The 14,966-nt window shown below is 67.6% G+C and carries 14 protein-coding genes; 11 read left to right on the top strand and 3 right to left on the bottom strand.

From position 1 onward, the window contains the following. Nucleotides 1-14 precede the first annotated feature (14 nt). Together HZY97_RS15285 and HZY97_RS15290 are read left to right on the top strand one after the other, a co-directional pair. Nucleotides 15-209, top strand: coding sequence for a hypothetical protein (locus HZY97_RS15285; RefSeq protein ID WP_180145513.1), 195 nt, complete (start codon nucleotides 15-17; stop codon nucleotides 207-209). Next, entirely contained in the window at nucleotides 209-1,993 is a 1,785-nt protein-coding gene (locus HZY97_RS15290; protein WP_180145515.1) for a hypothetical protein, read from the top strand. Before HZY97_RS15285 ends, HZY97_RS15290 begins: the two co-directional genes overlap by 1 nt. A 253-nt stretch (nucleotides 1,994-2,246) precedes the next feature. Here the strand turns inward: HZY97_RS15290 and HZY97_RS15295 are convergent, their stop codons facing one another. From HZY97_RS15295 to HZY97_RS15305, 3 genes are read right to left on the bottom strand one after another with little or no spacing between them, the layout of a single operon-like run. Beyond that, entirely contained in the window at nucleotides 2,247-3,155 is a 909-nt protein-coding gene (locus tag HZY97_RS15295) for a flagellin (protein ID WP_180145518.1), read from the bottom strand. 21 nt (nucleotides 3,156-3,176) lie between these two features. Next, nucleotides 3,177-5,258, bottom strand: coding sequence for a flagellar hook-associated protein FlgK (flgK, locus tag HZY97_RS15300; RefSeq protein ID WP_180145521.1), 2,082 nt, complete (start codon nucleotides 5,256-5,258; stop codon nucleotides 3,177-3,179). Between the two features lie 21 nt (nucleotides 5,259-5,279). Continuing rightward, complete coding sequence (locus HZY97_RS15305) at nucleotides 5,280-6,581, bottom strand: flagellar hook protein FlgE (protein WP_180145524.1); 1,302 nt, start codon at nucleotides 6,579-6,581, stop codon at nucleotides 5,280-5,282. A 184-nt stretch (nucleotides 6,582-6,765) separates the two neighbouring features. Between HZY97_RS15305 and HZY97_RS15310 the strand changes: the two genes are divergently transcribed. The 9 genes from HZY97_RS15310 (at nucleotide 6,766) to HZY97_RS15350 (ending at nucleotide 14,931) form a co-directional block, all read left to right on the top strand. Continuing rightward, nucleotides 6,766-7,158 (top strand): flagellar biosynthesis repressor FlbT, encoded by a 393-nt coding sequence (locus HZY97_RS15310; RefSeq protein WP_180145526.1) that lies wholly within the window; start codon nucleotides 6,766-6,768, stop codon nucleotides 7,156-7,158. Nucleotides 7,159-7,168: 10 nt separating this feature from the next. Then, the gene (gene fliI / locus HZY97_RS15315) at nucleotides 7,169-8,506 is read left to right on the top strand and encodes a flagellar protein export ATPase FliI (RefSeq protein ID WP_180145528.1); all 1,338 of its coding nucleotides are present in this window, start codon (nucleotides 7,169-7,171) and stop codon (nucleotides 8,504-8,506) included. Then, on the top strand, nucleotides 8,503-8,928 hold the full coding sequence (locus HZY97_RS15320) for a hypothetical protein (protein WP_180145530.1): 426 nt from the start codon (nucleotides 8,503-8,505) through the stop codon (nucleotides 8,926-8,928). The genes fliI and HZY97_RS15320 overlap by 4 nt, the downstream gene beginning before the upstream one ends. After that, complete coding sequence (locus tag HZY97_RS15325) at nucleotides 8,925-9,977, top strand: peptidoglycan-binding protein (RefSeq protein WP_180145533.1); 1,053 nt, start codon at nucleotides 8,925-8,927, stop codon at nucleotides 9,975-9,977. Before HZY97_RS15320 ends, HZY97_RS15325 begins: the two co-directional genes overlap by 4 nt. A 217-nt stretch (nucleotides 9,978-10,194) precedes the next feature. Then, entirely contained in the window at nucleotides 10,195-11,250 is a 1,056-nt protein-coding gene (locus tag HZY97_RS15330; RefSeq protein ID WP_180145535.1) for a sigma factor-like helix-turn-helix DNA-binding protein, read from the top strand. Between the two features lie 66 nt (nucleotides 11,251-11,316). Further along, nucleotides 11,317-11,832 (top strand): hypothetical protein, encoded by a 516-nt coding sequence (locus tag HZY97_RS15335; RefSeq protein ID WP_180145536.1) that lies wholly within the window; start codon nucleotides 11,317-11,319, stop codon nucleotides 11,830-11,832. Nucleotides 11,833-11,955: 123 nt separating this feature from the next. Beyond that, the gene (locus tag HZY97_RS15340) at nucleotides 11,956-13,017 is read left to right on the top strand and encodes a helix-turn-helix domain-containing protein (protein ID WP_257215097.1); all 1,062 of its coding nucleotides are present in this window, start codon (nucleotides 11,956-11,958) and stop codon (nucleotides 13,015-13,017) included. 28 nt (nucleotides 13,018-13,045) lie between these two features. Beyond that, nucleotides 13,046-13,717 carry a dTMP kinase gene (locus HZY97_RS15345; RefSeq protein ID WP_180145538.1) on the top strand — a complete coding sequence of 224 codons (672 nt, stop codon included), beginning with the start codon at nucleotides 13,046-13,048 and terminating at the stop codon, nucleotides 13,715-13,717. Nucleotides 13,718-13,827: 110 nt separating this feature from the next. Continuing rightward, nucleotides 13,828-14,931, top strand: coding sequence for a fumarylacetoacetate hydrolase family protein (locus tag HZY97_RS15350; protein WP_180145539.1), 1,104 nt, complete (start codon nucleotides 13,828-13,830; stop codon nucleotides 14,929-14,931). Nucleotides 14,932-14,966 lie beyond the last annotated feature (35 nt).

The raw sequence follows: 14,966 nt of genomic DNA on the forward strand, positions 1-14,966 counted from the left end.
AGCGCCCCGGAAAAATGCGTGTGGTCTCGGATGCGGGCAATGTGCGGTCCGTTATCGAGAACGATCCGCAGGCGGCGATCAAGCGGCCGGCGCCCGCGCCTGCCGCCGCCAAGCCCGCGCTGCCGATGATGGCGGCGATCCTGTTCCTGCTCGCCTGTATCGGCGGCGGCGTGGTGATCGCCTTTGTCCGCCCGTTCGGGCTCGGCTGATGCGCAGCCTGTTCCTCATCCTCGCCGCCGGCGCGACCACCGCGACCGCCCCTGCGCCCGCTCCGCACGACGCCGCCAAGCCGGCCGCGCCCGCGGTTCCCGCGGCGACCATCCCGAGCGCCGCCCTGCCCCGCTTTGCGGCCGAGCTCGCCCAGATGCCGTCGATCACCGACGGCACCGGCTGGAGCGGGATCACCGGCACCGAGGCGTGGCACCAGCTCGCCACCGCCACCCCCGACAGGCGCCAGCTCGTCCGCTGGAATTATGCCAAGGGCCTGATCGCCTCCGAGCGCGGCGCCGAGGCGCTGGGCGTGCTCGAAGTCATGCGGCTCGGCGACAAGGACTTGGCGCTGGTCGCCCCCTATCAGCTGGCGCGCGGCGCGGCGCTGACCCTGCTCGGCCGCGATGCCGAGGCAGTGGAATCGCTCTCCGCGCCCGAGCTGGCCAGCAATCCCGAGGCCTGTGCCTGGCGGATGCGCGCGCTCGCCCATTCGGGTGCCGCGCCAGAGGCTGTCGGCCAGATCAACTGCGCCCGTATCGCCATCAACGCCCGCGCCCCGCGCGACCGCGTGCCCTTCATGATCGCCGCCGCCGGCGCTGCGATCGATGTCGGCCAGCCCCAGCCGGCGCTGCAATGGCTCGGCCTGTTCAGCGACCAGAATCCCGACGCCAATGTGCTGCGCGGCCGCGCGCTGCTTGCCCAGAAGGACATGGCCGGCGCACGCCTGCGCTTCGAGCGCGCGACGCTGGGCGGCGACGCGGAAACAAGGGCGGCGGCGCGGCTGGGCCTGATCCAGGTCGGCATCGACGGCCATTCGACCAACCCGGTCGACGCGATCAAGCAGCTCGACGGCCTGCGCTTCGGCTGGCGCGGCGGCCCGATCGAGCAGCGCGCGCTGACGATCGAATATGGCCTCGCCAAGGACCAGCAGGACCTGCGCGCCGAGCTGAAGAGCGGCGCCACGCTGCTGCGCTATTTCAAGCTGGGCGCCCAGGCCGGGCCGATGCTCGCCGAGTTGCAGCAATCGCTGACCGCGGTGCTGGCGCCGGAGAGCAAGGTGCCGCTCGCCGAGGCCGCCGGGCTCTATTGGGATTATCGCGAACTGGCCCCGTCGGGCGGCGACGGCGATGTGCTCGCCAATCGCCTGGCCGACCGGCTCCAGGCCGCGGGGCTATATGCCCGCGCCGCCGAACTGCTCAGCTATCAGCTGACCCAGCGCGCGCAGGACGTGGCGCAGGGCCCGCTTTCGGTGCGCGTGGCGATGCTCCAGATCCTCGCCGGCCGCCCGGATTTGGCGCTGACCGCGCTGCAGACCACCGAACAGCCAAGCTATAGCGACCAGATGCGCTGGGACCGCAAGCGGATGGAAGCCGTAGCGCTCCACCGGTTGGGCAAAGACGATGCCGCCGCGGCGGCGCTGGATGGCGTTCCCGACGGCACCGCCGTGCGTGCGGAGATCCATTGGCGCACCCAGGATTGGGGCAGCTTCGTCACCGAGAGCGAGGCCAGCCTGCCGCCGGCCAAGAGCCTCGGCGCGCCGCAACAAGCCGCGGTGCTGCGCTATGCCGTGGCGCTGGCGATGATCAACCGCGAGGACAAGCTGCGCGGGCTCCACGCCCGCTATGCCGGTGCGTTCAAGGGCCTGCCGACCGCCAGCGCGTTCGACATGCTGACCGCGAGCATCGACAAGATCGACCCGGCCAAGCTCGACGCCGCGATCGCCGCGATCCCCGAGGCGAGCCCGGCGGGCGCAATCGGCGACCTGCTCGACGCGGGCGGCTGACACCGTCCAACAGCGCGACTCGGCGCTGGCGCTGGAAGTTCACAAAGGTCGCGCTAATAGCGCATCGCGCGGGCGTGTAATTCCACGCGTTTCGGGGAAACGCGCCGGATCGCGCAACATGCTTGCGTGCGCGGGATCCTATTTTTCCAACACAAAGAAAGAGCGGCCGGGAGGCGAACTCCCGACCGCTCGAGCCAAACATGCAAAGTCCTACATTGCAAGAGCTTCCCCGGTGCGAACCGGGAAAATCCTCTTACTTCAGATAGTTAGTCAGGTTCAGGCCCGAGAGCTGGGCGAACACCGAGTAGCTCGCCTCGAGCACGCTCTTCTGCTGCGACAAGTCGATCGCGACCTGGCCGAGATCGGCATCCTCATTGTCCTGGATCACGCCCTTGAGCACCAACGCGCGATCTTCGCCGCGGCTGGTGAGCGTTTCGACCTGGTTCTGCTTGCGGCCGTTCTCGGCGTTGACCGCACGCAGGTCGCCGAGGCCGGTATCGAGCTGCGACACCGCCTTCTTGATCGCGTCGAGCTGCGCGTCGGTCGCCTTGGCGCCGATGTCGCCGCCGGCGCCGAGCGTGCGGAATGCCTCGTAGAGGCTCGCGCCGATCTCGCTCGCGCCGATGCCGTAGCTCACGTCCACGCCGTCGGCCACGCGCGCATTGGCGCGCACCGTGTCGTTATGGAAAGCGGCGGTGCCGGGCGTGCTGGCGGCCTGGGCGAGCGTGTCGACCGAGAAGGGCGACTGATCGGTCTGGCTGCCGCCGAACAGCGGCGTGCCGCCTTCCGAAGCGTTGAGCGAAGTACGGAACTGGTCGAACGCAGTCTGGATCGCTTCCTGCAGACCCGCAGTGTCGCCCGTGCCGACCGCGTTCATCAGGCTGGTACGCAGATCCGAGGTCGCGTCCTCGATGCCTTCCATGTTCGCCTGGTACAGCGTCAGCGTGGTGCCGACGCGCTTCGAAACGGTCGACTGCGCTTCCTGGCGGGCGAGCAGCGAATGCGCCGAGAGATTGCGCACGGACTCGGTGCCGAGATCGGCGAAGGTGTTGGCCTTCTTGCCGGTCGCCAGCTGGGTCTGGGTGAGCGCGAGCTTTTCCTGCGAACGCTGGATCGCATCGGACATGGTGCGCTGAAGCGGAATGGTGGCAACGCGGGTCATTGGTCTTTCCCTCTTCTTCTATCAGTGCATCATGTTCAGGAGCGTGTCGTACATGTCGTTTGCCGTACTGATCACGCGCGCGGCGGCCGAATAGCTGTTCTGCAGCACGACCATCTGCGAGAGTTCCTCGTCGATGTTGACGCCCGCGAAGCTGTCGCGGCGGTTGATCGCATCGTCACGCCGCGCCGAGGCATCGGCGAGCTGACCCTGGGCCTGGTTGGCGCTGAGGCCGATCTTGCCCATCAGATTGCTGGCGAACGCCTCGACGGTGGACTTGCCGTCCTTGCCGAGGTCGATCGCAGTGCCGAGCTTGTTCACGAACGCAGTCGCGCCGCGCGTGTCACCCGCGCCGAGCGCCTTCGCGCCGACCGCGACGTCCTGCAGCTGGGCGAGGCCGAGCTTGGACGGGTCCGCCAGCACGTCCGGCCGCACCTGCGCGGCGCCGAGGCCGCTCGATGCGCCGGTGAGGCTCATCAGCTGCGTGAAGCCGCGGCCGGTACCCAGGCGATCCGTCGAGTCCGACGGGATCGACAGCGTCGCGCCGGCGACGTTCGCGGTCGGCGCGAAGCGCAGTCGCCCGGCATCGTCCATCGAGAAGGTGCCGAAATTGGAGAGCGGGCTGCCGTTGAGATCGTTGACGATGTCGCCGAACGTCCCGCCCGGAGCCGGGGACAGCGTATAACTGGTCAGCGCCCGGCCCGAACTGTCGCGCAGCACGATCTGCGCGGTCTCGCCCGCAGCAAAGCCATGAGGGTCGCTCGTTGCGAAACCCGAGGGGACCAGCGAACTGCTATCGCTGCGGACGAGGTCGTTGAGACCGAAGAATTGCGAGACGCCCATCCCGGCGCGCGCGCTCGGCTTGGTTGCGTCCTGGCCGATCGCGATACCGTTGCCGGCGCCGCTGGCGGTGATGCTGAGCGCGCCGTTGGTGAAGCTGGCAGTGCCAGCGCCACCCAGGCCGGCGTTGATCGCATTGACCATGTCGTCGATCGTCGCGCTGGGGCCCAGCGCATCGAAATCGATCTTGGTACTGGCGACGAGCGTGCCGTCGGCCTTGGTGACCGCGAAGGTTGCCGCGCCGGTGAAGCCCAGCCGGTCGCTGCCGACCAGACCGCTATTGTGGCCGCTGAGCGTGGCGGGCGGCGGCACCGTGCTGCCGGCGTTCGACACCGAGTTCAGCGCCGTGGACAGGCCGGTGAACAGCGTGCCGAGCTGCTCGGAGAAAGCCGGCAGCGCGCGATCGCGCAGATCGAGCAGGCCGCCGAGCTTGCCGCCGATCGAGGCGGAGTCGATCTGGTCGCCGGTCGCCGCATCGGGCTGGGCGAAGCGGATCTCGATCGCGGGATAAGTGGGCTGCGAGCCCGCGCCGCTGGTGGGATAGGAAAGCTGGCGCAGGCGCTTGTCGAGCAGCACCTGGCCGTTCGCGCTCTCGATCGAGACGCGGCCGTCCGGCTGATCGCGGACGGTGATCTGCATCAGCCCGCTCAGCTCCTCGATCGCGCTCATCCGCTGATCGGCGGCGCCGCCGGCGCTGCGGCCGAGGCCGGTCGCCTGGGCGACGGTGCCGTTCAGATCGTTGATGCGCTGGAGCAGCGTGTTGATCTTGTCGACCGAATAGCCGACCTCCGATTCCACATCGGAGCGCAGTTGACCGACGTCATTGTCCATCTGCTGCATCGAATCGATCGCGTCCTGCACATCGGCAGTGAACTGCGCCACCGTCTGGGTGGACGCCTGCGACCCGGTCATCGCCACGGCAGAGGCCGTGACCTGATCGAGGCGCGCCGGCAGGCCCGACGAGGCGCCCGGCTGCCCGAGCAGCGCCTGAAGGCGATCCATGTAGTTGGACGTCACTTCCGACCGGCCATAATCGCCCGAGCGGGTGTAGACGGTGGACTCCAGGAAGCGATCCGCGACGCGGGTCGGCTCGCCGACCGTCACGCCGCTGACCTTGCCGCCGACCACGCTCGTGGAAAGGTTCACCTTCTCACGGGCGTAGCCGGCAACGCCGACATTCGCGATGTTGTTGGAAACGGCGCGGAGACCGGCCTGAGCTGCTGTCAGGCCGGAAACCGCGGTACCGAGAATGTCACTGAGGCCCATGGTTCCTGTTTTCAGCTAGAGTTAGCGCTTGAGGTCGCTGACTTCGCGCAACATGTCGTCGACGGTCGTGATGATCTTCGACGACGCGCTGTAGGCGCGCTGGAAACGGATCATGTTGGTGAACTCACCCGCCAGATCGACCGTCGAGGCCTCGAGCGCGCTCGAGGTGAGGTTGCCGGCGCCCAGCGAGCCCGGGACGTTCAGCGTGACGCCGCCCGACTGCTTGCTGGAGATGTAGCTGTTGCCCGAAACGCGGGTGAGACCATCCGGATTCTGGAAGGTCGCGATCGGCAGCTGGAACACCGCGCGGGTGGTGCCATCGTCGAAGATCGCGCTGACCGTGCCGGTCTTGCTGATGTCGATCGACGACAGGTTGCCGAGCATGCCGCCATCGACGTTCGACGAGATCAGCGAGCTCTCGGTGCCGAACTGGGTGATGCCGTCGATGCCGTCGTCGCTGCCGATCGACAGGTTGATCGGAACCGAGGCGGCATTGTTGGTCCAGGCCGGGGTGATCGGATTGAAGAAGGACGGGCTCGAACCCGCGCGATCGAGACTGCCGTCCGGGTTGAACTTGACCGTGCCGCTGGCGAGCACGCCGTTGGCGGCGGTCACGTCGCTGGCCGGGGTGGCGAAGGTCTCGCCCTGCCACTCGTTCGGGCCGGTCTTGACGAAGGCCATGGTGACGCGGTGCGCGCCGCCCTGCGAGTCATAGACGTCGAACGAACGCTCGAACTGGTTGGCGACGGTGCCGGTGGCGAGATCGCCGACATTATAGGTGCCGGTATAGGCCGCCGTGGTCGACTGGAGGTTGGCACGCGCCTGGATGCGCGTCGTCGGCGAGGCGGTGCCGATCAGGTCGCTGACGCGAACCGGCTCGAGGCCGTTGACGTTGCCGGTGTTGGTGTAGTTGCCGGTGGCGTCGAGGCGCCAGCCATAGAGATACAGGCCGCCGGCATTCTTGAGGAAGCCTTCCTCATCCGGGCGGAACGAGCCCGCGCGGGTATAGGCAACGTCGCCCGAGGAATCGGACGTGGAGCGGGTGACGAAGAAGCCGCCGCCGTCGATCGCGAGATCGGTGGTGCTGGCCGAGGCCTGGATCAGGCCCTGCTTCGAAATCATGGTGACCGGCGCGGCGTTGACGCCACCTGCCGAATAATTGCTCTTCGCGCGGCCGTCCGTCACCATCGTGCGGAACTGGGCTTCGACGCCCTTGTAGCCGACCGTGTTGATGTTGGTGATGTTATCGGCGACCGTCGCCATCGCGGCCGACTGCGCGCTAAGACCGGACACGCCGGCATAGAGAGCGGAATAGAGGCTCAAGACGTATACTCCCTCGATGCCCGCGAAACGCGCACGGGCCCACGCCTCAATTGTAGGATGAAGGCGGCGAAAGCGCCCAACAAAGGGCGAAATAAGATGTGCTGGGCAAAAATTGCCGGGTGCTGCGCCAGCCCCCCGAAATGCTTCCTATAATACAGCCAAACGAACGAAAGGCTGTTTCCCAATGCTCCGCATCACGCTTCGCGATGGCGAGAAGGCAATCGTCAACGGCGCGGTGATCCGCGCGGTGGGCCGCACCCAGATCGCCGTAGAGAATAAGGTGTCCATCCTGCGCGGGCGCGAGATCATGCGCCCCGAGGAAGCGACCACGCCTGCTCGCCAGCTCTATTTCGCCGCCATGCTCGCCTATATCGACCCGGCCAGCCGCGACAGCCATCACGACACCGTGGTCGGGCTGGTCGGCGGGCTGGTCGACGCGTTCGGCACGCAGGACGCCAAGTCGGCCTGCATCCGCTTCGCCAGCGAGATCGCCCAGGGCGAATATTACAAGGCACTCGCCAGCGCACGCGAAGTGATCGCGTTCGAGGACGCCGTCGTCGCCCAGCAGGCGGCCTGAGGCTCCAACGATGCAGACGCTCGCCAGCGCAGCCCGTGCGATCCGGGAGATGACTCCCGATCGCCGCTTTGGTCGTGTCGTTGCCGTGCGCGGCGCGCTGATCGAAGTGGAAGGGCTCGCCGGCGCCGCGCAGATCGGCAGCCGCATCGAGATCACTTCGCCCAATGGCATCGTCCAGGCCGAAGTGACCGCGCTCGACCGTGAGGTCGCCTTGTGCCTGCCTTTTGTCGATCCGCAGGGCGTTGGCCTTGGCGCGCGTGCCGATCTCGGTGCCGGCCAGTTCAGCGTCCGCCCCTCCAAGGCCTGGCTCGGCCGCATGGTCGACGGGCTCGGCCGTCCGGTGGACGGGCTTGGCCCCCTTCCCAACGGCGCAGACCCGCAGCCGATCAAGGCGCCGCCCCCGGCTGCCGCCAACCGCTCGCGCGTGGGCGAGCGGATCGAGACCGGCGTGCGCACGCTCGACATGTTCGTGCCGCTGTGCCGCGGCCAGCGCCTCGGCCTGTTCGCGGGCTCGGGCGTCGGCAAGTCGGTGCTGCTCTCGATGCTCGCGCGCTGGACCCAGTGCGACGTCGCCGTCATCGGCCTGATCGGCGAGCGTGGCCGCGAAGTGCAGGAATTCATCGAGGACGATCTGGGACCCGAGGGCATGGCCCGCTCGGTCGTCGTCGTCGCGACCTCGGACGAGCCCGCGCTGATGCGCCGCCAGGCGGCCTGGACCACCCTCGCCGTCGCCGAGCATTTCCGCGACCAGGGCCTCAACGTGCTCTGCCTGATGGACTCGGTCACCCGCTTCGCCATGGCGCAGCGCGAGATCGGCCTCGCCTCGGGCGAGCCGCCGGCGACCAAGGGCTATACCCCCACTGTGTTCGCCGAGCTGCCCCGTCTGCTCGAGCGTGCCGGTCCCGGCGCGCCCGGCAAGGGCAACATCACCGGCCTGTTCACCGTGCTGGTGGACGGCGACGATCATAACGAGCCGGTCGCCGATGCCGTCCGCGGCATCCTCGACGGCCACGTCGTGATGCGCCGCGCGATCGCCGAGCGCGGCCGCTATCCGGCGATCGACATCCTCAAGTCGGTCTCGCGCACGCTGCCGCATTGCATGGACGATGCGCAGAACGAGACGCGCATCGCCGCGCGCAAGCTGCTCTCCACTTATTCCGACATGGAAGAGATGGTCCGGCTGGGCGCCTACAAGGCCGGCTCGTCGCCCGAAGTCGACCGCGCCGTAGCGCTCGCCCCCGAGATCGAGAAGATGCTCAACCAGGGCAAGAACGACCAGGGCCATGCCGAGGCCGCGTTCGCCGCAATGGCCGAGCTCGTGTCGCTCGGGCTGGAGGCGCCGGAATGACGCCGTTCGATACCGCGCTGCGTGTCCAGCGCCGCGAGGTCGATACCGTGAAGGTGTCGATCAGCGAGACGATCACCACGATCACCACGATCTCCCACCAGACCGAGGCGCATGACCTCCGCATGCGCGAAGAGCGCGCACTTGCCGCCACCGTGCCGATCGCCAGCGATGCCTGGACGCTGCGCATGAAGGCGGAGCGCGCCCGGCTCGACCATCAGGCGCAGCTCGCCCAGATGCGGCTCACCCATTTGCGCGGCAAGGCCGTCGAGGCCTATGGCACGATGCGCGCGATCGAAGGCGCCGCCGACCGTTTCAAGGACGAAGCCGAACGTGTCGCCGCCACCGCCGAACAGGCGCAGATCGATGACATCGCCGCGGCCAAGCTGGTCCGTGCGCGCCGCGCCGGGGAGCGTGACGCATGATCCCGCGCGCCTCCGACCTCGCCCAGCTGAGCCCCGCCAACCGCGCCAAGGTGATTTATTCCGCCGCGCAGAGCGAGCTGCAGAGCCGCTTGTGGCGCGCCGCGCTCGGCGATGGCGACAATAGCGACAAGAAGACCGACGGCCTGGGCCAGAACGGCCTGGCCAGTGACTCGCTGCTCCAGCTGCTCGGCGGCCAGAATGGCGCGGGCGCGGTGCAGGGCTGCAATTGCGGCTGTGCCTGTTCCTGCCACCAGAAGGCGGCCGCGCCGGCAAGCTTCTCGCTCGACTGCATCGAGGATCTGAAGGGTGCGATCGGCGATGTCGCCGAGGAGCGCAGCCGCGCAATGGGCGCATCGATCGGCACCCAGGCGACGGTCTCGGCCGCGCGGGGCACGGTCGTCTCCGGGCTGGCGCTCGGCGCCAATACCCGCTTCGCCCCTGCCCTCGCCATGGCCGAGAGCCGCACCGGCATCCCGGCGACCGCGCTTGCCGCGATCGTCGATGCCGAGGCGGCCAAGGGGCATGACGGCAGCTGGAATACCATGTCGCGCAATCCGCGCTCGAGTGCTGCGGGCCTCGGCCAGTTCCTGAGCGGCACCTGGGAGCAGCTCGCCGAGACGTCGGGCACCTGGCTCAACCAGGTCGCATCCCAGCGCGGCTGGCTGGATGGGCGCGGCAAGGTGCAGGCGGGCGCACGCAGCGAGCTGCTGGCGCTGCGCTATGACGGCCAGGCTTCGATCCTGGGCGTCGCCGATCTCGCCAAGATGAACCTGACGCGGCTCGAGCAATCGGGCATCCGCGTGAATACCGATGCCGAGACGCTGGCCAAGTCGGCCTATCTCTCGCATCACCTCGGCGTCGGCGATGCCAAGAAGTTCCTGGCCGGCGGGATCGAGCCGGGCCGCGCGCGCATGCTGCTCGCGGCACAAATCGGCAGCGGCGCGGCCGATCAGCGAATCGCCGCGGCGGGCAATGCGACCCAGGCGCACCGCCAGTGGCTGCTCGGATTCATCGATCGTCGAATCCGTCCCGCACAATTCGCCGGCTAAATTATTTTATCCTATAATGATGGCGGTGACGGTTTTGCACTGCCGAAACCCTCAGAAAAACGCATATTTTCCGTATTTTACGCACGAACCTCGTTCGTTGCGGAAATGTACCATTGGTAGGAGTACATATAGGATTTTAAGGGATCTGTTAAAGGATTAGAGACCATGTTGCACCTGTGAACGGCGGCCAGGGCTGCCTGACTACAGGGGATAGAACATGTCGAAGATCACGATCGCACTCGAAGCCGCAGTCGCTACAGTTATCGAGAATACGCCCAAGGACGCACCGCAGACCAACCGTCAGCGCGTCTATGTCGATCGTGCCTTCGCCCAGATCCTCAAGTTGATCGCCCCGCGCATCCGCCACTTCGTCCGCCAGTACGGCCTGGTCGCCCATTGGGAAGATGCCGAGCAGTGCTGCGCCATCGCCGTGCACCGCGCGATCGAAGCCTATGATCCCGCCAAGGCGCAGTTCACCACTTTCGTGAACTGGCAGATCCGCGGCGAGCTGCAGAGCCTGCGCTTCCGCCTGATGACCGATCAGCGCCCGTCGGCGAAGAAGGTCGAGGCCACCACCGTTTCGCTCTCCGCCCTTGCCACCTCGCCCGACGGCGATGAGATCTCGCCCGAGGCGATGATCGAGGACGAAGACGCCGTTCTCCGCACCGAAGCCGCGGCTTCCGACTATCTCGCCGAAGGCGCCGTCTCGCAGCTCATCGACGCCTATGTCGACCAGCTCCGCAAGGTCGGTGTCGAGGCGCTGCGCCGCCGCCCCCGCCCCAAGCGCGCCGAAGCCGCGCTGCGCCGCGCCGATGGTCCGCGTCTGCGCACCGCCACGCACGGCATCGATCCCGCCGAGCTGGAGAAGCTCGAGGCCAAGCTGAGCCGCGACCGCGAGATCGTCGAGCGCCGCGTGTTCCAGACCGCCACGCTCGACGACCTGTCGAACGAGACCGGCGTGACCAAGGAGCGCGTTCGCCAGATCACCAAGCGCGCCGCCAAGGCGATCGCCGAGATCGCCGCCAAGGATCCGCGCTTTGCCGTGATGGCCGAATATGGCCAGCCGGGCGCGCCCAAGCGCCGCCAGCCGGCCCCTGCACGCACTTCGCTGCTGCCGGACGCCAGCCTGCCGCACAACCGCCTCGCCAGCGTCCGCGCTGTCGATCCGGCGACGCTGACCCCGAGCATCGGCGTGCCCGCCCAGCCGACCGAGCGTGTCGAGGCGATCCAGCTCGCCATCGCACCGGCGCCGTCGAGCGCTTCGCTCCACTGATCGCATCGGGCTGCCCCGCAGCACGCAACACATCCTATAATTCTCCATAGAGGGATGGAGGAACCGATGCAGAGCAATTTCGACTGGCGCGACGCCAAGGAGCCGCATGGCTCGCTGCCGCGCCCCAATCGCCACCTGACCGCACTGGCGCAGGATGTCGCCCGCCTGGCGCAGCCGTTGCTGCCGGCCGGAAGTGACCTGATCCTGGGCCTGGAAGCGACGACGGACGGCCAGATCCACCTGCTCTGGTGGCGCCAGCGCGACTTCAAGCGCATTGCGACCATCTCGGCGACGCCCGAGGCTTTCTGCCCCGCAGACAGTGACGAAGGCGCGATGCAGGAAGCAGCTGCGGCGCTGCTCGATTATCTCGCGGGCCGCTGGCCCAGCCCGCCCGAGGCACTGGGCGTAGTAACCGACGGTACCGGCGTGGCCTTTGCGCCAGATCATCCGGCACCTTCGGCCGCAGGCTGGCTGTTGCGCCACGCGACGGGCGAAAGCACGCTGGCAATGATCCTCGACCTGGATCCGATCGCATCTTGCGGTCTGCTGACGGGCGCCAAATCGGGTAGGACATTCCACTAACGGAATGTCGTTTACCTTGTATTATCCTTGAATTGCTTCAAGATGCCCGGTCAAGACGAGGGGACCGGGATGGCAAGCGCGAACGGCAAGGGTAAGATGCGGTCCGGGACTGCAGGCGAACCCATGATCGATTTCTATCGTGCAATAGTGTTTCCGAACCATGTCCGCGACCAGCGGCAACGGCATGGTTTTGCCAAACTGCTCCGCCTTTCTGCGAATATCCCCGAGATACCTTATATTCGTCTATCCAAGATCGAGCGCGGCGAAGTCGTCGCGCGGCCGGATGAGCTGCGCCGGATCGCGGCGGCGCTTGGGATCGCACCTGCCGATCTGCTGCTCGATATCGACGCGCCCGATTTTGACATCGCTGTCTGGGCCCTCCCGTTCAGCGACGGCGCCGAGATCGACCTGACCGAAGAGCGGTTCGCGGTGCTGCTCGGTGCCGCGCTGCGCGCCCGCCGCACGCTCGATCCCGCGCTTACCATCGCCGCGATCGAGCGCGACTTCGGCCTGCCCCCGGTCAATCTGTCGCGCGTCGAGAATGCGCAAAAGCCTTTCTCCCGCTGGAATTCGGCGGTCCGCGATTCACTGTTCGCGCTGTTCGGCGTGGCGGACGAGGCCGCACTGCGCCGCGACGTGGAGCAGCGCCATGCCGCCGGGCAACTGACGAGCTTCCTGGCCGGCATTGCCAATCCCGAAGCGCGCCATGCGCGCACCCGCGAAAAGATCGCCGAGCTTGCCGCGGCGCTGGAAGCCGAGCCGGCCCAGCCAATATCCGCCCGCGCGGTGCTCCCGCTGCCGGCGAGCGGCCCGGTGGCCGCATTGCACCTGCTTCCGGTCTATGGCGCGCCGCGCCCCAACGGGCTGATCGGCCACCAGCCGACCGGCGAGACCGTCGAGGCGCCGCATATCGCCGGGCCGCGCGCCTTTGGCCTGAAAGTGAGCCGTGCGACACTGGGCGGCGGCCTGCCTGCGCAGTCGACCGTGGTCGCCGACCCGGACCGGCTGCCGATGCCCGGCGGCCTTGCGGCGCTACGCGAAGGCGAGGACTGGCGGCTGCTCTCGGTCGCCTCGAGCCGCGACGGGCGGATGATCGGCTACAGCGTCAATCCCGACATGGAAGTGGCGCTCGACGATTGCGATCCGGCGAGCCTGGCCGCGATCGTCTCCGCCGTCTTCCTCTGATCGCGCCACCTTGCTAGGGCGCTGAACCATGGGGATCATCGTCGCGATCGAAGGCGCCGACGGCGTCGGCAAGAACACCACATCGCGCCTGCTCTGCGAAACGCTGCAGGCCGCGGGCAAGACCGCCACCGTGATCGGCTTCCCGCGCTATGGCGAGACCGTGGCGGGGGTGACGATCGGCCGCTATCTGGCCGGCGACATGCCGGTGCCGGTTACCCCGCACGCCGCCGCGACGCTCTATGCGCTCGACCGGTTCGAATGGCGCGACCAGATCCTCGCCGCGGTGGACGCTCATGACGTGCTGATCTTCGACCGCTATGTCGCATCGAACATGGCCTATCAGGGCGCGCGTGTGCCGGCCGAGGAAAGCCGCGCGCTGATGGAATGGATCCTGGCGCTCGAGACCGGGCAGTTCGCATTGCCCGCACCCGCCCTGTCGATCTATCTGAACACGCCATGGGAGCTGGCCCGCGCGCTGATCCTGCAGAAGGCCGAGCGCAGCTACACCGCCAAGAGCTTCGACGAATATGAAGCGGACGTGGCGCTGCAGCAGCGGGTGCGCGGCAATTACGAGTCGATCGTGGCGGCGAACCTGCTCGGGCCGTGGCAGATCGTCCATGCCAGCGCCGAGGGCGCGATGCGCCCGCCCGCCGAGATCGTCGGCGATATCATCGCGCATTTGGAAGCGGTTACCCAATAGTCTCAAAGCGGCGCGACTGGCTTGACAGCCGCCCCTGCGTCGCCGCATGGTAGCGCTATCAAAAGCACAAGATTTGGGGCGAGAGGATTTTGAAAGCGTCTCCGGCAGAAATGCTGCCTGTCGATTTTGCTGAAGCTGTTCTGGTTGGCCGGGTCCTGACGGATGCGGGGCCCAGCCCCGTGATCATGCGCGGTGGGCGGATCTACGACGTTTCGGCAACGGCGCCCACGGTCTCGGACCTGCTCGACCTTGCCGATCCGGCGAGCGCCGCGGGCACGGACATTGGCGCCGTGACCGATATTGGTAGCGATAACGGCCCCACCCTGCTCGCCCCGATTGACCTGCAATGCGTCAAGGCCTGCGGCGTGACCTTCGCACTCTCCGCGATCGAGCGGGTGATCGAGGAGCGCGCGCGCGGCGATGCCGACAAGGCGTCGGAGATCCGCGGCGACCTGGAGGCCAAGGTCGGCTCGGGCATCCGCTCGGTCGTCCCCGGCACGCCCGAGGCGGCGAACCTCAAGGCGGCGCTGATCGAGGCGGGCATGTGGTCGCAATATCTCGAGGTCGCGATCGGCCCCGATGCCGAGGTGTTCACCAAGGCGCCGGTGCTCTCGGCCGTCGGCTGGGGCGCGGACATCGGCGTGCGCTCGGACAGCGACTGGAACAATCCCGAGCCCGAGGTGGTGCTGATCGTCGACAAGAACGGCACGCCGCGCGGCGCTACGCTGGGCAACGACGTCAATCTGCGCGATTTCGAGGGCCGCAGCGCGCTGCTGCTCGGCAAGGCGAAGGACAATAACGCCTCGACCGGGCTGGGACCGTTCATCCGCCTGTTCGACGCCGGCTTCACGATGGACGATGTGCGCTCGGCGCAGATCGACCTCGTCATCGAGGGGCCCGAGGGCTACCGGCTCGAAGGCGCGAACAAGATGAGCCAGATCAGCCGCGATCCAACCGAATTGGTTCGCCAGACGCTCAGCGAGCATCAATATCCGGACGGTTTCGCGCTGTTCCTCGGCACGCTCTTCGCCCCCATCCAGGACCGCGACCACCCCGGCCGCGGCTTCACCCACAAGGATGGCGACGTGGTGCGCATCTCGAGCCCGAAGCTCGGCGCGCTGGTCAACCGGGTTACCACCTCCAAGGCCGCCGCGCCCTGGACCTTCGGCATTCGCGAGCTGATGCGCAACCTGGCGGGCCGCGGCCTGCTGTGAGTCATTTACTCGGACAAATTAAACGCTATTCCAAG

Source organism: Sphingomonas sp. R-74633 (assembly GCF_013416555.1).
Classification (GTDB): Bacteria; Pseudomonadota; Alphaproteobacteria; order Sphingomonadales; family Sphingomonadaceae; genus Sphingomonas.